General features: G+C 45.9%; 22 protein-coding genes and 2 tRNA genes. 4 read left to right on the top strand and 20 right to left on the bottom strand.

Going from position 1 to position 22,851, the window contains the following annotated elements:
- Nucleotides 1–53: 53 nt before the first annotated feature.
- The 11 genes from infB to rlmE form a co-directional block, all read right to left on the bottom strand.
- Nucleotides 54–2,711 (bottom strand): translation initiation factor IF-2, encoded by a 2,658-nt coding sequence (gene infB, locus EYQ95_RS01755; RefSeq protein ID WP_111914478.1) that lies wholly within the window; start codon nt 2,709–2,711, stop codon nt 54–56.
- 12 nt (nt 2,712–2,723) lie between these two features.
- Nucleotides 2,724–4,229: a transcription termination factor NusA gene (gene nusA / locus EYQ95_RS01750; RefSeq protein WP_111914480.1), complete on the bottom strand. Its 1,506-nt coding sequence runs from the start codon at nt 4,227–4,229 to the stop codon at nt 2,724–2,726.
- A 21-nt stretch (nt 4,230–4,250) separates the two neighbouring features.
- Complete coding sequence (rimP, locus tag EYQ95_RS01745; protein ID WP_111914482.1) at nt 4,251–4,709, bottom strand: ribosome maturation factor RimP; 459 nt, start codon at nt 4,707–4,709, stop codon at nt 4,251–4,253.
- Nucleotides 4,710–4,867: 158 nt separating this feature from the next.
- Nucleotides 4,868–4,944, bottom strand: a tRNA-Met gene (locus EYQ95_RS01740).
- A 95-nt stretch (nt 4,945–5,039) separates the two neighbouring features.
- Nucleotides 5,040–5,126: transfer RNA gene (locus EYQ95_RS01735), tRNA-Leu, on the bottom strand.
- Nucleotides 5,127–5,146: 20 nt separating this feature from the next.
- Nucleotides 5,147–5,467: a preprotein translocase subunit SecG gene (gene secG, locus EYQ95_RS01730; RefSeq protein ID WP_111914484.1), complete on the bottom strand. Its 321-nt coding sequence runs from the start codon at nt 5,465–5,467 to the stop codon at nt 5,147–5,149.
- Between the two features lie 2 nt (nt 5,468–5,469).
- Nucleotides 5,470–6,207, bottom strand: coding sequence for a triose-phosphate isomerase (gene tpiA / locus EYQ95_RS01725; RefSeq protein ID WP_111914486.1), 738 nt, complete (start codon nt 6,205–6,207; stop codon nt 5,470–5,472).
- A 103-nt stretch (nt 6,208–6,310) separates the two neighbouring features.
- Nucleotides 6,311–7,648 (bottom strand): phosphoglucosamine mutase, encoded by a 1,338-nt coding sequence (gene glmM / locus EYQ95_RS01720; RefSeq protein ID WP_111914851.1) that lies wholly within the window; start codon nt 7,646–7,648, stop codon nt 6,311–6,313.
- 5 nt (nt 7,649–7,653) lie between these two features.
- On the bottom strand, nt 7,654–8,466 hold the full coding sequence (gene folP, locus EYQ95_RS01715) for a dihydropteroate synthase (RefSeq protein ID WP_111914488.1): 813 nt from the start codon (nt 8,464–8,466) through the stop codon (nt 7,654–7,656).
- A 62-nt stretch (nt 8,467–8,528) separates the two neighbouring features.
- Nucleotides 8,529–10,478 (bottom strand): ATP-dependent zinc metalloprotease FtsH, encoded by a 1,950-nt coding sequence (gene ftsH, locus EYQ95_RS01710; RefSeq protein WP_111914490.1) that lies wholly within the window; start codon nt 10,476–10,478, stop codon nt 8,529–8,531.
- A gap of 39 nt (nt 10,479–10,517) precedes the next feature.
- Nucleotides 10,518–11,144: a 23S rRNA (uridine(2552)-2'-O)-methyltransferase RlmE gene (rlmE, locus tag EYQ95_RS01705; RefSeq protein ID WP_111914492.1), complete on the bottom strand. Its 627-nt coding sequence runs from the start codon at nt 11,142–11,144 to the stop codon at nt 10,518–10,520.
- A gap of 137 nt (nt 11,145–11,281) precedes the next feature.
- On the opposite strand from rlmE, the gene yhbY reads away from it, so the two are divergent.
- A complete protein-coding gene (gene yhbY, locus EYQ95_RS01700) occupies nt 11,282–11,572 on the top strand; it encodes a ribosome assembly RNA-binding protein YhbY (RefSeq protein ID WP_111914852.1) in 291 nt (96 codons plus the stop codon).
- Here the strand turns inward: yhbY and EYQ95_RS01695 are convergent.
- The gene (locus tag EYQ95_RS01695; RefSeq protein WP_165924682.1) at nt 11,556–12,035 is read right to left on the bottom strand and encodes a helix-turn-helix domain-containing protein; all 480 of its coding nucleotides are present in this window, start codon (nt 12,033–12,035) and stop codon (nt 11,556–11,558) included. The two genes, yhbY and EYQ95_RS01695, sit on opposite strands and share 17 nt — an antisense overlap.
- Nucleotides 12,036–12,158: 123 nt before the next feature.
- On the opposite strand from EYQ95_RS01695, the gene EYQ95_RS01690 reads away from it, so the two are divergent.
- Complete coding sequence (locus EYQ95_RS01690; protein WP_111914496.1) at nt 12,159–12,431, top strand: helix-turn-helix transcriptional regulator; 273 nt, start codon at nt 12,159–12,161, stop codon at nt 12,429–12,431.
- A gap of 73 nt (nt 12,432–12,504) precedes the next feature.
- On the opposite strand, the gene greA is transcribed toward EYQ95_RS01690, so the two are convergent.
- The 7 genes from greA to wrbA all read right to left on the bottom strand — a co-directional run bounded on the left by greA (nt 12,505) and on the right by wrbA (nt 20,225).
- Nucleotides 12,505–12,966, bottom strand: a complete 462-nt coding sequence (greA, locus tag EYQ95_RS01685; RefSeq protein ID WP_207916221.1) for a transcription elongation factor GreA — start codon at nt 12,964–12,966, stop codon at nt 12,505–12,507.
- A gap of 11 nt (nt 12,967–12,977) precedes the next feature.
- A complete protein-coding gene (gene carB / locus EYQ95_RS01680) occupies nt 12,978–16,202 on the bottom strand; it encodes a carbamoyl-phosphate synthase large subunit (protein ID WP_111914500.1) in 3,225 nt (1,074 codons plus the stop codon).
- 20 nt (nt 16,203–16,222) lie between these two features.
- Nucleotides 16,223–17,386 (bottom strand): glutamine-hydrolyzing carbamoyl-phosphate synthase small subunit, encoded by a 1,164-nt coding sequence (gene carA, locus EYQ95_RS01675; RefSeq protein ID WP_305792174.1) that lies wholly within the window; start codon nt 17,384–17,386, stop codon nt 16,223–16,225.
- Between the two features lie 175 nt (nt 17,387–17,561).
- Entirely contained in the window at nt 17,562–18,386 is an 825-nt protein-coding gene (dapB, locus tag EYQ95_RS01670; RefSeq protein ID WP_111914504.1) for a 4-hydroxy-tetrahydrodipicolinate reductase, read from the bottom strand.
- A complete protein-coding gene (locus EYQ95_RS01665; RefSeq protein ID WP_207916195.1) occupies nt 18,383–19,138 on the bottom strand; it encodes a M48 family metallopeptidase in 756 nt (251 codons plus the stop codon). Before EYQ95_RS01665 ends, dapB begins: the two co-directional genes overlap by 4 nt.
- Nucleotides 19,139–19,241: 103 nt before the next feature.
- On the bottom strand, nt 19,242–19,586 hold the full coding sequence (locus tag EYQ95_RS01660) for a zinc ribbon domain-containing protein YjdM (protein WP_111914506.1): 345 nt from the start codon (nt 19,584–19,586) through the stop codon (nt 19,242–19,244).
- Between the two features lie 42 nt (nt 19,587–19,628).
- Entirely contained in the window at nt 19,629–20,225 is a 597-nt protein-coding gene (wrbA, locus tag EYQ95_RS01655) for an NAD(P)H:quinone oxidoreductase (RefSeq protein WP_111914507.1), read from the bottom strand.
- A 196-nt stretch (nt 20,226–20,421) separates the two neighbouring features.
- On the opposite strand from wrbA, the gene purM reads away from it, so the two are divergent.
- Nucleotides 20,422–21,465: a phosphoribosylformylglycinamidine cyclo-ligase gene (purM, locus tag EYQ95_RS01650; protein WP_111914509.1), complete on the top strand. Its 1,044-nt coding sequence runs from the start codon at nt 20,422–20,424 to the stop codon at nt 21,463–21,465.
- Entirely contained in the window at nt 21,462–22,106 is a 645-nt protein-coding gene (purN, locus tag EYQ95_RS01645) for a phosphoribosylglycinamide formyltransferase (protein ID WP_111914510.1), read from the top strand. The genes purM and purN overlap by 4 nt, the downstream gene beginning before the upstream one ends.
- On the opposite strand, the gene EYQ95_RS01640 is transcribed toward purN, so the two are convergent.
- Entirely contained in the window at nt 22,103–22,849 is a 747-nt protein-coding gene (locus tag EYQ95_RS01640) for a DUF3108 domain-containing protein (RefSeq protein WP_126266336.1), read from the bottom strand. The two genes, purN and EYQ95_RS01640, sit on opposite strands and share 4 nt — an antisense overlap.
- Between the last annotated feature and the right edge of the window lie 2 nt (nt 22,850–22,851).

The following is a 22,851-nucleotide window of genomic DNA, read 5'->3' as shown; positions in this document are numbered from 1 at the left end:
AGAGTCAAAAAAGCCGATCAGTGCGACACACAGATCGGCTTTTGTCTTAACGATTAAAGGCTACGTTCTACTTGAACCGTCTCGAATACTTCGATTTGGTCGCCTACTTTAACGTCATTATAGTTCTTAACACCGATACCACATTCCATACCGTTGCGAACTTCTTGAACGTCATCTTTAAAGCGGCGTAGTGACTCCAACTCACCTTCGTAAATCACTACGTTTTCACGTAGTACACGAATTGGAGCAGAACGTTTCACGATGCCTTCCGTAACCATACAACCTGCAATTGCGCCGATCTTCGGTGACTTAAACACGTCACGAACTTCCGCAAGGCCGATAATCTCCTGTTTGAATTCAGGCGACAACATACCCGTCATTGCTTGCTTGATTTCATCAATTAGGTCGTAAATTACGCTGTAGTAGCGTAACTCGATGGTTTCGCTCTCAATAGCTTTACGCGCAGAAGCATCAGCACGAACGTTAAAACCAATTACGATTGCGTTCGAAGCACCAGCCAAGGTTACGTCGGTTTCAGTAATACCACCTACACCGCTACCCACAATGTTTACCTTCACTTCATCAGTTGAAAGCTTCATTAATGAATCTGAAATTGCTTCCAGTGAACCTTGTACGTCAGACTTCAATACAATATTAAGCTCAGAAACATCACCTTCCTGCATGTTACTAAACATATTTTCAAGTTTAGCTTTTTGCTGGCGAGCCAGTTTCACGTCACGGTATTTACCTTGACGATAGTTCGAAACTTCACGGGCTTTACGCTCGTCTTTCACCACGGTAACTTCATCACCAGCTTGAGGTACGCCTGACAGGCCAAGAATCTCAGCAGGAATTGAAGGACCAGCAGACTGTATGTCTCTACCGAGTTCGTCACGCATCGCTCGAATACGACCATATTCCAAACCACAAAGCACGATGTCGCCGCGGTTTAGCGTACCGCTTTGTACAAGTACTGTAGCTACTGGACCACGACCTTTGTCCAAGCGCGATTCGATAACAATACCTTGTGCCATACCGTTATGGTCAGCTTGCAAGTCAAGTAACTCAGCTTGCAACAAGATAGCTTCTAGTAGCGCGTCGATGTTCTCACCAGACTTCGCAGAAACATGAACGAATTGAGTATCACCACCCCATTCTTCAGAAACTACGTCATGCTGAGAAAGTTCATTCTTAACGCGGTCTGGGTCTGCTTCTGGTTTATCAATTTTGTTTACAGCAACTACTAAAGGAACGCCAGCAGCTTTCGCGTGCTGTACCGCTTCAATAGTTTGAGGCATAACACCGTCGTCTGCAGCGACAACAAGAATAACAACGTCCGTAGCACCTGCACCGCGAGCACGCATTGAAGTAAATGCGGCGTGGCCTGGTGTATCAAGGAACGTAATCATGCCGTGACCGGTGTCTACGTGGTATGCACCAATGTGCTGCGTAATACCGCCGGCTTCGCCATCTGCAACCTTGGCTTTACGAATGTAATCCAATAACGATGTCTTACCGTGGTCAACGTGACCCATAACCGTAACAACTGGCGCACGTGGCGTTAGTTCGCCCGCTTCTTCACGGTCGCTAAGTACCGACTCTTCAAGCGCATTGTCTTTTACAGTAATTGGCGTGTGACCCAGCTCTTCAACCACAAGAGACGCTGTTTCTTGGTCGAGAACCTGGTTAATGGTAACCATCTCGCCCATTTTCATCATGGTCTTGATAAGTTCAGAAGCTTTCACCGACATACGGTTTGCCAAATCACCTACTGTAATAGTTTCAGGAATTTTCACGTCCTTCACTACCGGTGCAGCTGGTTTATTAAACCCATGCTGAAGCGTTTGAGGTGCACGCATCTTACCGCCTTTACGACGACGTTCACGACGCGGTTGTTCCTCTTCTTCTTTGGTCTTTTTCTGCTTAGTTTTCTTGCGACGAGAGCGACGCTCTTCTTCGCTGTCTTGCTGCTCTTCAGCGTATTTCGCAGTTTCAGAAGTAGTAAAGTGTACTTCTTCCTCTTCGGCTTTCTTACGCTGACGCTCTTCTTCTTCCCAGCGAGCTTGGTTTTCTTCAGCTAGCTTACGAGCTTCTTCAGCTTGACGTTTAGCTTCTTCTTCAGCTTTCTTAGCCGCTTCAGCTTCTTGCGCTTGACGAAGTTTTTCTGCTTCTACACGCGCAGCTTCAGCCGCAGCTTTCTCTTCTGGAGTTTTAGCTGCTTGCTCTTTCGCTTTAGCTTTCGCTGCTTCCTGAGCTTTACGCTTTTCTTCACGTGCTTTCTTGGCTTCAGCTTCTTTCTTCTCTGCTTCCGCTTTTGCTTTTGCACGCGCTTCTTCTTCCGCTTTAGCAGCTTCTGCAGCTGCTTGCTCAGCAGCTAAACGCTCTTCTTCTTCACGCTTTTGTTCTTCAACAGGGTCGCGCTTCACGTAAGTACGCTTCTTACGCACCTCAACTTGTACAGCCTTGTTTCCGCTACCACCGCCAACACTCAAAGTGCTGCGAGTTTTGCGTTTTAAAGTCATACGAGCAGGCGCTGAATCGCCGTCTCCACCGTGCGCTTTATTCAAATGAGCTAATAGTTGCTGTTTCTCGTCTTCAGTTACAGCATCACCAGCTTTCTTAGTAATACCCGCATCACTTAATTGTTTCAGCAAGCGATCAACGGAGGTACCGATATCACTGGCAAGTTTATCTATTTTGACTTCTGCCATTTAACTCTCACCTCACTTGTTATCTTCTTCACTAAACCAGCAAATATTGCGGGCTTTCATAATTAATTCGCCAGCCATTTCTGGTGTTAACGATTCTATTTCTTCAAGGTCATCAATACCTTGTTCTGCTAAATCTTCCAGCGTTACTACACCTTTGGCAGCCAACTCAAACGCCAAGTGGCGCTCTAAGCCCTCAAGATTCAACAATGTTTCATCAGGCTCAGCGCCTTCCAACGACTCTTCGCTTGCAAGCGCTTTTGTCGTTAGGTAATCGCGAGCACGAGCACGTAACTCTTCAACGGTGTCTTCGTCTAAACCATCAATAGATAACAGCTCTGCTACAGGAACATAAGCCACTTCTTCTAATGATGAGAACCCTTCGTCGATCAGGATTGCCGCGAAATCTTCGTCGATGTCCAAACCTGACGTAAATAGTTCAGTTAAGCGAGCAGACTCGGCTTCGTTACGTGAGTTAAAGTCTTCTGTAGTCATTACATTTAGCTCCCAACCTGTAAGTTGGCTTGCTAAACGAATGTTTTGACCATTCCGTCCGATTGCTTGCGCTAAGTTACCTTCTTCAACAGCGATGTCCATTGAATGCGTTTCTTCGTCCATCACGATAGAAACAACTTCAGCTGGAGCCATTGCGTTGATTACGAACTGTGCTGGGTTATCGTCCCACATCACAATATCAACGCGCTCGCCGCCAAGTTCACCAGACACGGCTTGAACACGCGCGCCACGCATACCAACACAAGCACCAACTGGGTCAATGCGACGGTCGTTAGACTTCACGGCAATTTTCGCACGTGAACCTGGGTCGCGCGCAGCACCCTTGATTTCAATCATTTCTTCGCCAATTTCTGGCACTTCAATTCTAAATAGTTCGATAAGGAACTCAGGGTGAGTTCTACTTACGAATAACTGAGCACCGCGAGCTTCGGGGCGAACCGCGTATAGTAAACCGCGAACACGGTCACCAGGGCGAACCATTTCGCGAGGAAGCATATCGTCACGGAAGATCACAGCTTCAGCGTTATTACCTAAGTCTAAGATAATATTGTCGCGTGTCGCTTTCTTTACCATGCCGCTAATAAGTTCGCCTACTTGGTCTTCATATTGCTCAACAACTTGAGCACGCTCGGCTTCACGAACCTTTTGGAAAATAACTTGTTTAGCTGTTTGCGTAGTAATACGGTCAAAAGCAATCGACTCAATTTGTTCTTCAACGTAATCGCCAACTTGAAGACTTGGATCGTCGTACTGAGCTGCAGACAAAGAAATCTCCGCATACGGATTTTCTAAACCACCCTCTGGGTCTTCAACAACCATCCAGCGTCTGAATGTATCAAAGTCGCCTGTAGTACGGTCAATTTCTACGCGAACATCGATGTCACCACTGTTCTTTTTGCGCGTAGCCGTTGCAATCGCAATTTCTAGAGCTTCAAAAATGCGCTCTTTGGGTACGGCCTTTTCATTTGAAACCGCTTCTGCAACTAGCAAAATCTCTTTATTCATGCGTTTGCCTCGTTAACACTCTTAATCAAATACCGGAACAAGATTCGCTTTTTTAATCTGAGCGAAGCTTACGTTAAACATTTCATTATCGATTTCGATCTGTAACTGGTCGCCTTCCACGGCTACCAATTTCCCCGTAAATTTACGGCGGTTATCTACAGGCATGTTTAATTGCACGGCAACCTTTTCACCTACAAACATTTCATAATGCGCAAGTGTAAATAAAGGTCGATCCATGCCTGGCGACGAAACTTCTAAATTGTACTCAGCGCTAATTGGATCTTCTACGTCCAACACTGCACTTACTTGGCGGCTTACTAACGCACAATCGTCCACATCGATCCCATTCTCATGATCAATAAAAAGACGTAATGTTGAGTGCTTACCCGCTCTTACAAACTCTACACCCCATAACTCAAAGCCAGCGGCTTCTACAGCGGGTGTAAGCATGTCTGTTAACTTATCTACCAATGTTGCCAACGCAACCTCCAAAAACAAAAAAAGGGCATAAAGCCCAGTTCTTAGATCAACTTAATCTTGCCGCCAGTCCAGATAGAAAAAAGCCCCGTACTACGTCGGGGCCCGAAAACTATTAGCCTGTCGACCCGAATTCGTTACTTATTGTACCGAATTCGAACTGGTTGCGGGGGCAGGATTTGAACCTACGACCTTCGGGTTATGAGCCCGACGAGCTACCAGACTGCTCCACCCCGCGTCCGAATACTTGCATTATACCTTGTTACCTATTGAATGCAACCACCGTAAGTCGTCCCATTCCATTTTTGATAGATATAACAACAAGTTAACTATTGGTGCCGAAGACGAGACTTGAACTCGTACGCCCGTTAGAGCACCACCCCCTCAAGATGGCGTGTCTACCAATTCCACCACTTCGGCAAATTCAAATGAGGATTTTCTTAGTTACCTGGTGGTAACTCTTCTTCCTGCTGTACTGGTTGCTCTGAGCTAGGAAGGCTCAAGTCAGACCAATCGTCAGTTGGGTTAGCGCTTTGTGACGCGATATTACCCAAGATTAAGCTAAGTAGGAAGAAGCTAACCGCCATAATTGCGGTCATTCTTGTCAAGAAGTTGCCAGAGCCAGACGAACCAAAAACAGTGTTCGAAGCACCAGAACCAAAAGACGCACCCATTTCCGCACCCTTACCTTTTTGCAAAAGAATAAGCGCAACTAATGAGATTGCGATAACTAGATAAATGACAAGTAAAACTTCATACATAATTAATTACCTTGAGCTGCTTTACATATAGCAGCAAACTGTTCCACATGGAGACTTGCTCCACCGATTAAGCCACCATCGATATCGGTTTGACTTAACAATTCAGCAGCATTTTCTGGCTTCATGCTGCCGCCATATAAAATCTGTACTTTCTCAGCCGCTGATTCGCTTTGTTTGAATAACCAAGCTCTAATTTCAGCATGCACTTCTTGTGCTTGTTCAGGCGAGGCTGTTACACCTGTACCAATAGCCCAAACCGGCTCATACGCTATCACAACATTGGTTAAATCAACATCTGTTAAACCAAGTTGCAATTGCTGCTCTATAACCTCTGAAACTTTACCAGCTTCACGCTCTTCTATAGTTTCACCAATACAAACCACAGGAGTCATGCCCGCACTCTGTATTGCTTGTGCTTTCTTAGCCACCGAACTATTCGACTCAGCAAATAAAGTGCGACGCTCAGAATGTCCAACAAGCACGTAATGCGCGCCTGTTTCTGCAATCATGCTCGCACTCACTTCACCCGTATAAGCACCTTGCTCATATTCGCTACAATTCTGAGCTCCCCAAATAACTTCTGGAAAGTTCGCAGCAACTTGTCCGATGTATACCATCGGCGGGCAAATGGCGGCTGAAACGCCTTCAGTAACAAAAGATGACCAAGCTTCAGAGAACTCTTTAGCTAGACTCAAACTTCCGTTTAACTTCCAGTTTGCAATCACCAAAGGTTGACGCATTCCGGTCTCCTGTCGTGTATTCAGAGCGGCGCAGATATTAACTAACATCCGCGCCAGATACAAGCTTCAGCGTGAACTTTTTATCTCAATTCACGCTGTTCGTTTAATCGCTACTCACTGCTTCAACTTCTTGTGCAATTTGCTGAGCGTACGCGCGAACTACTTTCGCGTCTTGCCCTTCAACCATTACACGAATTAAAGGTTCAGTTCCCGACTTACGAAGAAGTACGCGCCCTTTTTTACCAAGGGCCTTCTCAACTTCAGTAACCGCGGAAATAACATTGTCGGCGTTTAGCGGATCCGTTCCTTGCTGGAACCTAACATTCACTAAAACTTGAGGTAGCTTTTCCATGCCCGCAAGCATTTCTCGTACAGTAGCTCCCTTTCTCACCAGTGCCGTCATTAACTGAATAGCGGCTAGAATTCCGTCTCCGGTAGTATGATGCCTCAGGTTAATAATGTGACCTGAGTTTTCACCACCAAGCGCCCAACGTCGTTCTTGTAATCCTTCCATTACGTGGCGGTCACCCACGGCAGTGCGAATAAAAGGTACGCCAAGTTTCTCTAATGCGAGCTCTAGTCCCATATTACTCATAAGGGTACCTGCAACTCCGCCCTCTAGCTCACCGTCATCCAATAGGTTTTTCGCTAAGATATAAACTATCTCATCGCCATCTACGAGTTTACCTTGATGATCAACCACCATAAGGCGGTCTCCGTCTCCATCAAAAGCTAACCCTAGTTCTGCACTATGCTCCACAACCGCTTTAGAGAGTGCTGCGGTGTCTGTCGCGCCACAACCGGCATTGATATTTAAACCATCCGGCTGTGTACCAATTTCGACAACTTCAGCGCCCAATTCGCGAAATACGCTTGGCGCTATGTGATATGTAGCTCCATGCGCACAATCGATAACTAACTTACGACCAGTTAAAGACAATTCCGACGGGAAAATGCTTTTACAGAATTCGATATAGCGTCCTGACGCATCATGGATACGGGAGGCACGTCCCAACTGTTCCGATGGCACACAATCCATAGGCTTATCGATCATCTCTTCAATCGCAGCTTCTATTTCACCCGAAAGCTTGTGGCCGGTGTCTGAGAAGAACTTAATGCCGTTGTCGTAATAAGGGTTATGTGAAGCAGAAATAACAATACCAGCAGCCGCTCTGAACGTACTGGTTAAGTATGCTATGGCTGGTGTTGGCATCGGACCAAGAAAAGCTACTTTAACACCAGCTGCAGAAAACCCGGCTTCAAGTGCCGACTCCAGCATATATCCAGAAATACGCGTGTCTTTACCGATAAGAACACGTGTATTACCTTGTGCCGCTAACACTTTACCCGCAGCCCAACCGAGCTTTAATACAAAATCAGGTGTAATCGGACTTTGGCCAACATGCCCACGAATTCCGTCCGTACCGAAATATTTTCCCATAACTTCTAACATTCCCCTGTTATTGTTGCCATAACCACCTGAACGATGTCTTTGGTTTGAGCAACATCATGTACTCTTAAAATTTTTGCGCCTTTCATTGCTGAAATCGTTGCTCCAGCCAAACTGGCTGCCAAGCGCTCATCGACAGCGCGATCAGTCACTGCGCCAAGCATAGACTTTCTAGAAAGCCCAATAAGCATCGGTAAATCCATTTCATGAAAGGCTTGTAGTTTATTCAGTAATTGATAATTGTGCCTTACGGTTTTTCCAAATCCAAACCCAGGGTCTATCATGACGCGGTTTTTAGAAATACCCGCAGCCTCACAGACCCGCACCCGCTCCTCTAGGAAAGCTTTCACTTCTAAAACAACGTCTTCATATTCTGGGTTGTCTTGCATAACTCTTGGCTGCCCCATCATATGCATTAAGCACACATAACAGTCAGCATCTGCCACTGCTTCTAATGCCCCAGTTTCGCGCAATGCTCTCACATCATTAATCATGTCGACGCCTACTCGAATCGACTCAGACATGACTTTGGCTTTACTGGTATCTACCGAAACCTTAACCTCAAAATTATCGCGAATTTTTTCTAGCACAGGAAGTACGCGATCAACTTCTTCTTGCTCTTGAACATCCTTCGCACCAGGACGGGTCGACTCTCCACCAATATCTAACCAATCCGCACCTTCTGCAATCATCTTCTCTGCATGACGCAGTGCTTTGTCTGTTGTGTTAAAACTTCCACCGTCTGAAAACGAGTCGGGCGTAACATTTAAAATACCCATAACTTCGATAGGAAAAGCAGACACTGGCATGAAACCTTCCTCTAGTCTTATATGCTCAAAAAAATGCCCCGAAAACGGGGCATTGTGATTTTTTAACTTGCCGGATTTTCGCCAGGCTTATCGAGCCCAACGTTTTTCTTCTTCGGCTTCTCAGCTTCTACAGGCACCTCAGAACCAGAGTCGCCCTCAGAAGAACCATCGTTCTTATCGTGCCAACTCTCTGGCTCGCGAACTGGGCGTCGTGCCATCAAGTCATCAATTTGAGCCGCATCGATGGTTTCATATTTCATTAAGGCATCTTTCATAGCATGAAGAATATCGATATTTTCTTCCAGAATTTGCTGAGCACGGGTGTAGTTTCTATCAATAACTTCACGAATCTCAGCATCAATAGACTTCATTGTTTCATCAGACATCTGTTTGTTCTGCGCTACAGAACGACCTAAAAATACTTGATCATCGTCCTCAGCATACAATAGAGGTCCCATTTTTGAAGATAAGCCCCACTGAGTAACCATCTTGCGAGCAATATCAGTCGCACGTTCGATGTCGTTGGACGCACCTGTGGTTACTGCGTCTTCGCCGTAAATAATTGCTTCTGCTAAACGACCACCGTATAAGCTTGAAAGCATACTTTCCAAGTGACGCTTGCTGTGACTCACGCGGTCTTGCTCTGGCAAGTACATCGTTACACCTAAAGCACGTCCACGAGGAATAATAGAAACTTTATACACTGGGTCATGTTCCGGAACTAAACGTCCGACAATGGCATGTCCCGATTCGTGGTAAGCCGTCATTTCTTTCTCAGACTCAGACATCACCATTGATTTGCGCTCTGCACCCATCAATATTTTGTCTTTCGCTTTCTCAAACTCGGTCATTGAAACCATGCGTTGATTACCGCGCGCGGCGAACAATGCTGCTTCGTTCACCAAGTTTGCTAGATCAGCACCTGAGAAACCAGGAGTACCACGTGCGATAAGGGCTGGCTCTACGTCGTCAGCCAATGGCACTTTGCGCATGTGAACTTTTAAAATTTGCTCACGGCCACGCACATCTGGCAAGCCAACAGTTACTTGTCTGTCGAATCGTCCAGGGCGAAGTAATGCTGGATCAAGAACGTCAGGACGGTTTGTCGCGGCAATAACAATAATGCCCTCATTACCTTCAAATCCGTCCATTTCTACCAGCATTTGGTTCAAGGTTTGCTCACGTTCATCGTGACCACCACCTAAACCAGCACCACGTTGACGGCCTACAGCGTCAATTTCGTCGATAAAGATAATGCAAGGTGCAGCTTTTTTGGCTTGCTCGAACATATCACGAACACGCGAAGCACCCACACCGACAAACATTTCAACAAAGTCTGAACCAGAAATGGTAAAGAATGGAACTTTTGCTTCACCCGCAACAGCTTTCGCGAGCAAAGTTTTACCCGTACCTGGCGGGCCTACCATTAAAACACCTTTCGGAATGCGTCCACCAAGGCGTTGGAACTTTGAAGGGTCTCTAAGGAAGTCGACTAGCTCTGCAACTTCCTCTTTCGCTTCTTCACACCCTGCTACGTCGGTCAAAGTGGTTTTCACTTGATCTTCGCTCATCAGGCGTGCCTTGCTCTTACCAAACGACATCGCACCGCGGCCACCGCCACCTTGCATTTGTCGCATGAAAAATATCCACACCGCGATAAGAAGTAGCATTGGGAACCAAGAAATAAAAATAGTTCCTAATAAACTGCGCTTTTCAGGCTCAACAAAATTTACCTGTACATTACTTTGAGTTAGTAACTCATTAAGTAACTCAGGGTCTTGACTCGGCATAACCGTACGGAATTGTTCACCGCTACGCATGCTACCGGTAATTAGACGGTTTGGCTCATTAATGGTTACGTCTCGAACATCACCACGGTTAACACTGCGCACAAATTCACTGTACGCATATGAATTCGCATCTGTTCCACCCGGGTTGAATCCTTGAAACACGCTCATTAGCACAACGGCAATGACCAACCAGAGAATTAGATTCTTCGCCATATCGCTCAACGCTTTTACCTCTCACTACTTCGTATCCCTTGCAGGGTACTATAATTTGTATCCAGTCGCTACCAAATACACTTCTCTAGACCTTGCTCGAGAAGAGTCGGGTTTACGCACTTTAACTTGCTTGAAAGCATCTCTTGCGGCTTTCAAAAACTCATCGAATCCTTCGCCTTGAAACACTTTGACCGCAAAAGCACCGCCAGGTTTCAATACTTGATGGCACATATCTAATGCGAGCTCCACTAAATACATGGAACGCGGAATATCCACCGCTTCGTTTCCACTCATATTCGGCGCCATGTCAGACAATACTACATCAACGTTTTTTCCGCCGATTCGGTTCAATAATGCATTCAAAACCGCTTCTTCTCGAAAGTCACCTTGCAAGAAATCAACGCCCGGCAAAGGGTCCATCTCAAGGATGTCACAGCCAATCACTTCACCTTTACCATCTTGCAGCGAAGCAACGTATTGTGACCATCCACCCGGAGCAGCTCCGAGATCTACAACGATCTGATTCGGCTTCAGAATTTTGTCTTTATTCTGAATTTCTTCTAATTTAAATACAGCTCTTGAACGAAATCCCTGCTTTTGCGCTTTTTTCACAAAAGGGTCGTCAAAATGCTCTTTTAACCAACGTCTACTGCTGGCTGTTCTTTTCTTGCCCATGGGCACCTATCGTATTTGGCTAGCTCGTTAATCGATATGAGGGTAGAATATCGTAAATTCAATAGAGAAGCAGTGGAAATCGAACAATCGCTTTGAATATTGAACAATTCGAAAAGGTAAGTAAGGAAAACACATTGATTCAACTAACAAACAAACAGAAGCAATTTTTGAAAGCACAAGCTCATCCACTAAAACCTGTCGTTTTACTTGGCGGAAATGGACTCACTGAAGGTGTGTTAGCTGAAATTGATGGTGCGCTGGAGCATCACGAATTAATTAAAGTGAAAATTCCAGAAGAAAAAGAGATGCGAGACGCTATTCAGGCAACCATCTCCGAACACCTGAACGCGAACCTGGTTCAGTCTATCGGTAAAGTAGCTGTGTTCTATCGTCCAGCAAAAGAGCCGACGATTAAGCTTCCGAAGTAACGCTCTCCATACGTTTCAAGAGGCTAATAGCAGTCTCTTGAAACCTCTTTTCTGACATCAACTCTCCGTCGTCATACAACCACAGTTCTACGCACTGAGCTAGCGTATCATTATTCTCTTCGATTCCATGACGCTTCAAAAACGCGCTACTCGCACGACTCGCATGCAAAATACGAGTTCTTTCGTCTGACTTTTCGGCTTCCACCGACTTGCCGTGGTAACTCAAAGTTTCATGGAGTAACAATGCTTCAGGTGCATGTAACGAATTGCTCGGAGCAAAAAAGGAATCTAACGAGATATTACGTGCCAACAATGCTTCAACAATAGCTTTATAGGGAACCGTACCACGCCGTTTCCAATTGTTTATGCTCGAAAGATTCACCCCTAACCAACGCACAATATCTACTTGTTTATCACTTCCCACGATGATCTCTAAGCGTCGCATCACCGTGTCTAAGTCCATCTCAGTCTTAGATTTGCTTTCGTCCTGCTTATATGGTCTAGTGTCCGAACTATTCATTTGAATATTTTTACTTTCATTTGAGTCGAATTTGAATCACATTTGAGTCAGTATGTAATTACAAAAATGGACAAAAATCAAATTAAAAAAGAGCTCGCCACGCAAGGATACGACCTCACAATGGTGGCAGAAGCTCTGGACAAGAGCCCTTCGCTAATATCTAAAGTTGTTGCACGTCAGGCAAAGTCGAAAGGTGTAGCAGAGGCTATTGCAAAAATACTCGGTAAAAACGTTGAAGAAGTTTTTCCGGATGTACCCGAATATAACCATGAGGTTCCAAGCACTCATAGTGAGCGGGCCTCAAAAATATCTGAATTAAGAAACTTGTTAGGCCAATAATTTATAAAAGCAGCGCATAAAAAAAGCGGCTCAATTCGCATTGAGCCGCTTTTTACTGCTTATTAAGTTGCGATTAAAGGTGTTCTACCTTTACCACCTCGTATTCAACATCACCGCCAGGTGTCCCTACTACAGCAACGTCATCAACGCTTTTACCAATCAACGCACGCGCAATAGGTGAATTCACAGAAATTAAGTTTTGCTTAATATCCGCTTCATCGTCACCCACTATACGGTATGTAACTTCTTCGTCTGTTTTGGTGTTATATACGGTTACCGTAACACCAAAAATAACACGGCCAGATTCAGCCATTTTAGTTACATCAATAATTTGAGCGTTAGAAAGTTTAGCTTCAATTTCTTGAATACGTCCTTCACAGAAGCTCTGTTGCTCACGCGCAGCATGGTACTCAGCATTTTCTTTAAGATCACCATGCTCGCGAGCATCCGCAATAGCTTCAATAATGCGTGGGCGCTCTTCGCTTTTTAAACGCTTTAACTCAGCGCGTAATGCTTCCGCGCCAGAAACTGTCATGGGTATCTGATTCATACTTCCTTCACTCGCTTATGTAAATCCTGAACTGAGCTTACACGCGCGCGATCGTCGACCGTGTGCGCTTTCACTGTGGCAAACCCAGCATTTAATGTAATCGTATAGACTACATTATTTAGCAGCGCTTCGCGACGGATATAAACAGAATCAGTTATAGCCTGACGGCCTTCCACAGTGTTTACAATATAACTGTACTCACCATTTTTAATAGCGTCGACTATATTTGGACGGCCTTCTTGTAGTTTATTCACTACTGAACACTGAATACCCGCTTCTTTCAATGCAGCAGCAGTGCCACGGGTAGCTTCTACAGAAAATCCTAAAGAAATCAGTCCGCGTGCTAGGTCAATTACACGATGTTTGTCGCCTGGTCTCACCGACAACAACGCTTTACCCTGACGAGGTAAAGCTTGGCCACAACCCAAGTTAGCCTTGGCGTAAGCCTCTTCGAAGCTTTCACCAACACCCATAACTTCACCGGTAGAGCGCATTTCAGGCCCACGAATTGGATCCACGCCTTGGAATTTAGCAAATGGCACCACAACTTCTTTCACAGAGAAGTACGGAGGAATAACTTCACTAACATGGCCCTGCTCTTTCAAAGACTGCCCAGCCATTACACGTGCCGCCACTTTTGCTAGCGGAACGCCAGTAGCTTTAGACACGAACGGTACAGTACGTGCCGCTCGCGGATTTACCTCAATGAGGTAAATCTCATTGTCTTGAATAGCGAACTGCGTGTTCATCAAACCGCGAACATTAAGCTCATGAGCTAACTTACGCACTTGCTCACGTAATTCAGACTGAATCACATCACTCAGTGAATATGGTGGTAATGAACATGCTGAGTCTCCAGAGTGAACCCCTGCCTGCTCAATGTGCTGCATAATGCCGCCCACAAGCACTGTGTCGCCATCACAAACTGCATCGATATCTACCTCAATTGCGTTATCGAGGAACCGGTCTAGAAGAACTGGAGCATCATTTGAAACTTTAACCGCTTCGGTAAGGTAGCGGCGCAGGTCTGCCTCATCGTACACAATTTCCATTGCACGCCCACCAAGAACATAAGACGGACGAACAACAAGCGGATAGCCAATCCGGCGAGACTCGTTAATAGCTTCATCAAAGCCCGTTACCGTAGCATTCTCTGGTTGCTTCAAGCCCAGTTTATTAACTGCACTTTGGAAACGTTCACGGTCTTCCGCCATATCGATAGCGTCTGGAGAAGTACCGATGATTGGAACATTGTTAGCTTCCAACGCTCGAGCCAATTTCAGCGGCGTCTGACCGCCGTATTGCACGATAACCCCTTTAGGTTGTTCAACGCGAACAATCTCAAGAACGTCTTCAAGGGTTATAGGTTCGAAATATAAGCGATCAGACGTATCGTAATCAGTAGACACGGTTTCAGGGTTACAATTCACCATAATCGTTTCGTAACCGTCTTCGCGCATAGCTAAGGCGGCATGAACACAGCAGTAATCGAACTCAATACCTTGTCCAATTCGGTTTGGACCACCACCAATAACCATGATTTTGTCTTTGTCCGACGGACGCGACTCACATTCTTCGTCGTAGGTGGAATACATGTATGCAGTTTCAGAGGCGAATTCTGCAGCACACGTGTCCACACGCTTATAAACTGGGAGCACATTTAAGCTACGGCGCTTTTCACGTACTTCGTCTTCCGCAACGCCTAGCACAGCTGCGATACGGAAATCCGAGAACCCTTTGCGTTTAATATGACGCATTGCATGTTCATCTAAGCCAGCTAAACCAAGCTCTTTAATTTCGGTTTCTAGCGCAATAATTTCTTCAATTTGTACTAAGTACCAGCGGTCGATTTTAGTAAGTTTGAATACATCTTCAACGCTCATACCAATCCGGAACGCGTCCCCGATATACCAAATTCTTTCAGCCCCTGGCTCTTTCAATTCACGAATAATTTGCGCCTTGGCTTCTTCACCCTCACCTTCCACGATTGGATCAAAGCCCGAAGAACCAAGTTCAAGTCCGCGCAACGCTTTTTGCATCGACTCTTGTAGGTTACGGCCTATTGCCATCACCTCACCCACAGACTTCATTTGTGTGGTTAATCGATCATTGGCGCCAGCAAATTTCTCAAAGTTAAAGCGAGGAATCTTTGTGACCACATAGTCAAGTGCAGGTTCGAACGACGCAGGTGTTTTCCCACCAGTGATTTCGTTCTCAAGTTCATCTAACGTGTAACCCACAGCGAGCTTCGCAGCCACTTTAGCAATCGGGAATCCAGTTGCTTTAGAAGCGAGTGCTGAAGAACGGCTTACCCGCGGGTTCATTTCAATGATCACCATACGGCCCGTGTCTGGACAAATACCAAACTGCACATTTGAGCCACCGGTTTCAACACCGATTTCTCGTAGTACCGCCATCGAGGCGTCGCGCATAATTTGATATTCTTTATCCGACAAAGTTTGCGCCGGAGCTACCGTAATCGAGTCACCCGTATGAATACCCATTGGGTCGAAGTTTTCAATGGAACATACAATAATGCAGTTGTCGTTCTTGTCTCGAACAACCTCCATTTCGTACTCTTTCCAACCAATCAACGACTCGTCAATAAGTAATTCGTTGGTACGCGACAACGCTAAACCACGTAAACAAATTTCCTCGAATTCTTCGCGGTTGTATGCAATACCACCACCGCTTCCGCCCATCGTAAATGACGGACGAATAATACATGGGAAGCCAACACGGTCTAATACACCAAATGCTTCTTCCATGCTTTGCGCAATCTCGGCACGAGGTGTTTCCAAGCCAATTGCCTTCATTGCTTTGTCAAAACGATCCCGGTCTTCCGCTTTATCTATAGCGTCAGCCGTTGCGCCGATCATTTCCACGCCATATTTCTTAAGTACACCCTGCTCTTCAAGCTCTAGCGCACAGTTCAACGCTGTTTGCCCACCCATCGTTGGCAAAATAGCGTCTGGCTTTTCAATAGAAATGATTTTCTCTACAACTTCCCAATGAATAGGCTCGATGTAAGTAGCATCAGCCATTTCTGGGTCAGTCATAATCGTTGCAGGGTTCGAGTTCACAAGAATTACGCGATAACCTTCCTCACGCAGCGCTTTACACGCTTGCGCACCAGAATAGTCGAACTCACATGCTTGGCCGATAACAATTGGACCGGCGCCGATAATCAGAATACTTTTTATGTCGGTACGCTTTGGCATAGGGACATTGCTTCCTTTTTTTAAACCGCGGCTTTTTGGTGCGCTTTCATAAGTTCAACAAAGTGATCGAACAACGGAGCAGCATCGTTTGGTCCAGGACTTGCCTCTGGGTGACCTTGAAAACCGAATGCAGGTTTGTCTGTTCTATGAATACCTTGTAATGAACCGTCAAATAATGACTTGTGTGTTGCCTTCATGTTTTCAGGTAACGTAGCTTCGTCCACCGCAAAACCATGGTTTTGACTGGTAATCATCACACGTCCCGAATCAAGGTCTACCACTGGGTGGTTCGCACCATGGTGGCCAAATTTCATTTTGCTGGTTTTTGCACCTGAAGCTATTGCTAGCAGTTGGTGCCCTAAACAGATACCAAATACCGGCAAACCTTTCTCTAAGAACGTTTTAATTGCTGAAATAGCATAGTCACACGGCTCTGGGTCACCAGGACCATTCGACAAGAAAACCCCATCAGGATTCATGTCTAAAACATCTTGCGCAGGCGTTTGAGCAGGTACTACAGTAACGCGGCAGTGGCGAGAAGCTAACATACGTAAAATATTGAGCTTCACACCGAAGTCGTATGCAACTACATGGAACTGAGTATCTTGTTGCTTTTGGAAGCCATCTTCCAAAGTCCAAGTGCCCTCTGTCCATGGATAGCTGCTGTCACACGTAGCTACTTTTGCTAAGTCTAAGCCGCTTAGTCCACCAAACGCTTTAGCGTGTTTCAGTGCCTCATCTACCGGAGCTTCTTCGTCTGCGGCGTAGGTATATACACAACCGTTTTGTGCACCCGTTTCACGCAGTCTGTTCGTGAGTTTGCGGGTATCTATATCCGCAATTCCCACCACATTATTCGACTTTAGATACTCTCCCAAAGGCATTTCATTACGGAAATTACTCGCTACTGGAGACTCTTCACGTATAACGAGCGCTTTAGCCCATACGCTATTTGATTCACAGTCTTGAGAGTTAGTGCCGTAATTGCCAATGTGGGGATAAGTCAGGGTGACGATTTGTTCTGAATAGGAAGGGTCAGTTAAAATTTCTTGGTAGCCAGTCATCGCTGTATTGAAGACGACTTCTCCGACGGCGTGTCCTTCGGCGCCTATTGCGCGTCCGTAAAACACAGTGCCATCAGCGAGTACCAAAATTGCTTTGCGTGCAGTCTTGCTCGCTTGAATACTCAAGGGAACCTCCGAACATAAAAAAACGGGCAAGTTTCGCACTTACTTCCCCGTTTTAACACCGTATCCAATGCCAAATCGTTCGCTATTTAAACATTACTTTGAACGCAAAAAGGAACGTTGACACAGTTAGCTTGCCGGCGTTCGGCAAATTGTTAGTATTGTACGAAATTCACGGCTTTGCGTCTAGCCCAAGAACGTCCTCCATGGTGTAATTTCCTGCAGATTTATCCGCAAGCCATTGCGCAGCCTTAATTGCACCTTCTGCAAAAGTCGCTCTAGACGCCACTCTATGGGTTAACTCTAGTCTCTCCGACCCTGTAACTAGGTAAACCGTGTGTTCACCCACTATGTCTCCAGCACGAATCGACGCAAACCCAATTGAGCCTTTTTCATGCGTCATATCCTCGCCATTACGGTCAAAAGCTCTCACCTGTGCCAAATCCTGGCCTCTTCCCGAAGCAGCGGCTTGCCCTAATAACAATGCAGTACCCGATGGAGCGTCTTTCTTACGAGTATGGTGCGCCTCAACAATTTCTATATCGGCGTCTATTCCCAATATCGCACTAGACTGCTCCACAAGGTGTCGTAATAACGTGATTCCCACACTAGTATTTGCTGCATAAACTACCGCCAAACTCTCCGACAGCTCATGAATAGCATTTGTGTCTTGTTCAGAGAGCCCCGTAGTACAAAGCACTACAGGTTTATTCATTGCTTGGTAAGTTTTTAAACGTTCCGACAAACCCTCGGCAACGGCAAAATCGATAACCACGTCACAACCTTCCAAACTTGAATATTGATCTGTAATTTGAAGGCCTGCTGGCTCTGAATGCCCAGCTTGCACGCCAAGACAAGCGCCTATCTCTTTCCCTAAAGAAGTCGACTGGCTATGTGTTATAGCAGCTGCAAGCTGCGCTTCTTTATGCCCCAAGAGTGCTTGGGCAACTTGTAGCCCCATTCGGCCCGTTGCCCCCACTAAACCAACTTTAATCATTTACTTGTCGCTTTTGAGTCTGTATTCAACGAGTCAAGTTGCGGCTTTTCACAGCTTGGCAAACTACCTTGTTGTGCTCGTTCTTGGTAATACGGCATTACACTTGGAACTTGCCCACCTAAGTCTTCGATACGACTTTCCGGCGCAGGGTGCGTAGAGAGTATTTCTGGACCACTGCCTTGTGACCGCTCAGCCATCAGTTCCCACAAACGAACAGACTGCCCAGGTTCAAACCCAGCCTCAGCCATAAGCTGAAGGCCGATTTCATCGGCTTCAGACTCGTGAGTACGGCTAAATGGAAGCAACACTCCCACTTGAGCCCCTACACCCAACCCAGCCATAATCAAGTTCCGTTGCTCTGAAGGTCGATCAGACAAGATTAAATCAGCTGCGAACAATCCAGCAGACACTAGAATATTACCGCTCATGCGTTCACCACCATGCTCAGCCATCACATGTCCGATCTCATGGCCCATTACCGCAGCGAGCTGATGTTGGTTTTCAGCCAGTCGTATCATTCCTGTGTATACGCCCATGTAGCCACCAGGTAATGCGAATGCGTTAACCGTTTCTTCCTCAAATACCGCAACTTCCCAATCATATTCACGGTATTCCTGAGGCAAAACAGCAACTAAATGGTCTGTAATACACTGTACGTAGGCATTTAACTCCGGGTCTTGTGTAACATTGCCCTCTTCTTTCATTTGGGTAAAAGAAGCACGACCCATTTCATTGAGCTGATCACTGCTCATGAAGTTAATCGTTGCGCGGCCGGTTGGGGAGCTACTGCATGCCACAACAGTTAGTGCACAAAGACTCGCTAAAACTTTCAATTTGATACGCATTTTTAGTACCTCATGCCTTTTTAACGAATTGAGACTTCAACATCATCGGCCCCACACCATCAACCTTACAGTCGATATCGTGGTCGCCGTCTACAAGTCTCTTAATAACGGCTTTAGTACCCACTTTAAGTGTTTGTGAAGTGCCTTTTACTTTTAGATCTTTCGCCAACGTGACTTTGTCACCTTCAACTAGCGGTTGTCCGTTAGTGTCTTTAATATCTAAGGTTTCCTCATCAGACCCAACTACCTCGCTCGGGTTCCATTCATGACCGCACTCGGGGCAAATTAACAACGCTTGGTCTTCATAAACATAATGGGAGTCGCATTTAGGGCAGTTCGGCAATGATTCGCTCATATCAGTCTCGTTCTGGTTAAATACATCAAGTTAATGTCTATATTATTGAAGTTTTCTCGCAAGCTTTGCAATGTATTCCCCTTGGAATCTCGCCCCCGCCAGCTCATTTTCTGTTGGCCAGCGGCTACCATCGCCACCAGCTAAGGTTGTTGCGCCATAAGGGCTTCCCCCAGTCACTTCATCGATAACCATTTGTCCTTTAAAGCTGTACGGCAACCCTGCGATAACGAAACCCAAATGTAAAAGCACCGTGTGGAAATTGAGTAATGTAGCTTCCTGCCCGCCGTGTTGCGTGGCGGTAGACGTAAATACACCGGCTACTTTCCCAACCATGTCCCCATTCACCCAAAGTGAACCGCATTGGTCTAAAAAATTTTTCATTTGCGAAGCCATCATGCCAAAGCGAGTTGGCGTCCCAAAAATAACACCATCGTAATCTTTGAGATCTTCTGGCTTTGCAATATCCGCACTTTGCTCGAGCTTGTAACCGGACTTCTCCGCAATCTCGCTACTCACTAACTCAGGTACTCGTTTGATATCTACGTCTACACCACCGTCTTGAGCCCCTTCAGCAATAGCTTGAGCCATACGTTCTATGTGTCCATAACTGGAATAATACAGTACTAAAATACGTGCCATGAGAAGCTCCTTGCTGCGCTATCTTTTCACTATCCTAGCGGTTGCAACGACACAGAACCACTTTTCCTAGTGAACAAAGATAAAAAAACAGGATTTGTCGTTTATGCAGAATAGGATTGTGGTAGAATTCGCACCCGACATCAAACATCCTGCCTGTCGGGCGACAAGAAGACACTTTTGTGCTGAGGACAAACTCGTGAGCGAGCAAAAACCTTCCTTGAGTTATAAAGACGCTGGCGTAGATATCGACGCTGGAAATGCACTTGTAGAACGAATCAAAACCGTTACGCGTAAAACCCACCGCCCAGAAGTTATGGGAAATATTGGTGGTTTTGGTGCTCTTTGTGAAATTCCAACAGGTTACAAGCAGCCCGTGCTTGTGTCTGGCACAGACGGTGTCGGTACTAAACTAAGATTGGCCATCGATTTAAAACAACATAGCGGAGTGGGTATCGACCTAGTCGCGATGTGTGTGAATGACCTGATCGTTCAAGGCGCAGAGCCTCTTTTCTTCTTAGATTACTATGCCACCGGCAAGTTAAATGTAGACGTTGCAGCCGACGTAGTCACAGGAATAGGTGAAGGTTGTCAGCAATCTGGCTGTGCACTCATTGGTGGTGAAACAGCTGAAATGCCTGGTATGTACGAAGGCGACGACTATGACCTCGCAGGCTTTTGCGTCGGTGTAGTAGAAAAAAGCGAAATTATTGACGGCACTCAAGTCAAAGCAGGTGACAAATTAATTGGCGTGGCTTCTTCTGGTCCGCACTCAAATGGTTACTCTTTGATTCGTAAAGTATTAGAAGTTTCTGGTGCCGATATCAATCAAGACTTAGAAGGGAAAACTCTCGCAGAGCATTTGCTAGAGCCGACGAAAATTTATGTGAAACCTGTGCTTGAGCTTATCAAGAACGTTCAAGTTAACGCGATTTCTCACATTACTGGCGGCGGCTTCCAAGAGAACATTCCACGTGTGCTACCTGAAGGTACAAAAGCTGTTGTTAAGAAGAATAGTTGGCAGTGGCCAACAATTTTCAGTTGGTTACAAGAAAACGGCAACATAGCTCGCGACGAGATGTTCAGAACCTTTAACTGCGGCGTCGGACTAGTTATTGCAGTTCCAGCCGAACAAGCTGAACAAGCCGTAACATTCCTGAACGACCAAGGCGAAAGTGCTTGGGTACTCGGAACCATTGAGAGCCGTAATGACGCGGAAGAAGCGGTGGAGTTTACTGAATGAGCTTAGCGCGTGTCGTTATTCTTATTTCAGGCTCAGGCACCAACATGGTGAATTTAACTGAGGCCTGTCAAGAAGGACAAATACCAGGTGAAGTTGTTGCCGTGATTAGTAATAAACCCGACGCAAAAGGTTTAGACAAAGCAGCGCAACTGGGTATAAACACCGAAGTTCTCTCGCATAAAGAATATGCAACACGAGAAGACTATGACCAGGCATTAACGCAGCTTATCGACAGCTATCAACCAGACGTTATTGTACTTGCTGGATTCATGCGCATTCTTACCGCTGATTTGGTTCGTCACTTCTCAGGTAAAATGCTCAATATCCACCCTTCTTTGTTACCCAAATACAAAGGACTTAATACACACCAGAGAGCTTTAGACGCCGGTGACGATATTCATGGCGTGAGCGTGCATTTTGTGAGTGAAGAACTAGACGGTGGGCCTGTAGTGCTGCAAGCACAAATCCCAATCTTTGCTGGCGACACTGTTGAAGACCTGCAAGAACGTGTTCACGAGCAGGAATATCGCATATACCCACTTGTACTGAAGTGGGTATGCGAGGGACGGCTGAAACTTACCGAGCAAGGCGCACATTTAGACGGCACGCTGTTAGGGCCACAAGGTTACGCTGCAGACTAAGACTCCTGGAGTGCGCTAAGCTGTATCGACTTCAGAGACAGCTTAGCTTGCTCCTTCCCTTCCTTGATTTGTTGCATCTGCACCAGAGAGTAATTCAACAACGGCGAAAACCAAAAGTAAGTTTCTCTTCGCTGAGAGTTACGCACTCGAGCAACTTTTAACGTGTCTAGCGTTCCATAAGGCACACTAACCGTTTCATCTCCCATAACTTCAAAGCGGTACGTTTCTCTTTCTCCATGCTCGTTGAGTACGTCAAACTCGAATTCAGACTGGCCATTCGCCAAGCCGAGCTGTAATTGATGGAGCACAGAGTTGGCATCTAGAATATTTTGCTCATTCGAATGTTCTGCGAAGTCATAAGTAAGTTGATCGTCACTCCCTGTTCCTGTGCGCTCATATTCATACACTAGAGGGTGAATTTGACCTTGCACGAACTCAAACTCTGTAATTTGTACACGTCGATCAGACAAAAACAAAAAGGAAACTTCTGTTTCCGTGTAGTAGCGATATTGACTGTTTTCCAATAATTCTAAACGACGGATGGCCTCACCATGAGAACGTCCCCGGCGAGTCACTTCGTAATGAGCAACATAAGGCTGATTCACTTCCGCAGTAACAGACTCATCTGCCACTAGAGGTGGTGACAGCGCAAACATCATAAGGCCCAGGGCGAAAGCCTGCGCAGGGAGTAACATCACCCTAGCGGCAATTTTTCGTACGGAATTCAGAATTAGTGTACCCACAG

Source organism: Lysobacter sp. N42, from assembly GCF_004344885.1.
This window is presented reverse-complemented; position numbering and strand designations above follow the sequence as displayed.

Coding starts and splice junctions, on each gene's coding strand:
- rlmE (WP_111914492.1), bottom strand. CDS start 11,144: ATGGGCAAGAAAAGAACAGCCAGCAGTAGACGTTGGTTAAAAGAGCAT.
- greA (WP_207916221.1), bottom strand. CDS start 12,966: ATGACAGTTTCTGGCGCGGAAGCATTACGCGCTGAGTTAAAGCGTTTA.
- glmM (WP_111914851.1), bottom strand. CDS start 7,648: ATGGGAAAATATTTCGGTACGGACGGAATTCGTGGGCATGTTGGCCAA.
- infB (WP_111914478.1), bottom strand. CDS start 2,711: ATGGCAGAAGTCAAAATAGATAAACTTGCCAGTGATATCGGTACCTCC.
- EYQ95_RS01665 (WP_207916195.1), bottom strand. CDS start 19,138: ATGAGCAGTGATCAGCTCAATGAAATGGGTCGTGCTTCTTTTACCCAA.
- EYQ95_RS01660 (WP_111914506.1), bottom strand. CDS start 19,586: ATGAGCGAATCATTGCCGAACTGCCCTAAATGCGACTCCCATTATGTT.
- dapB (WP_111914504.1), bottom strand. CDS start 18,386: ATGATTAAAGTTGGTTTAGTGGGGGCAACGGGCCGAATGGGGCTACAA.
- wrbA (WP_111914507.1), bottom strand. CDS start 20,225: ATGGCACGTATTTTAGTACTGTATTATTCCAGTTATGGACACATAGAA.
- EYQ95_RS01690 (WP_111914496.1), top strand. CDS start 12,159: ATGGACAAAAATCAAATTAAAAAAGAGCTCGCCACGCAAGGATACGAC.
- tpiA (WP_111914486.1), bottom strand. CDS start 6,207: ATGCGTCAACCTTTGGTGATTGCAAACTGGAAGTTAAACGGAAGTTTG.
- folP (WP_111914488.1), bottom strand. CDS start 8,466: ATGCCAGTGTCTGCTTTTCCTATCGAAGTTATGGGTATTTTAAATGTT.
- nusA (WP_111914480.1), bottom strand. CDS start 4,229: ATGAATAAAGAGATTTTGCTAGTTGCAGAAGCGGTTTCAAATGAAAAG.
- EYQ95_RS01695 (WP_165924682.1), bottom strand. CDS start 12,035: ATGGACTTAGACACGGTGATGCGACGCTTAGAGATCATCGTGGGAAGT.
- purN (WP_111914510.1), top strand. CDS start 21,462: ATGAGCTTAGCGCGTGTCGTTATTCTTATTTCAGGCTCAGGCACCAAC.
- carB (WP_111914500.1), bottom strand. CDS start 16,202: ATGCCAAAGCGTACCGACATAAAAAGTATTCTGATTATCGGCGCCGGT.
- secG (WP_111914484.1), bottom strand. CDS start 5,467: ATGTATGAAGTTTTACTTGTCATTTATCTAGTTATCGCAATCTCATTA.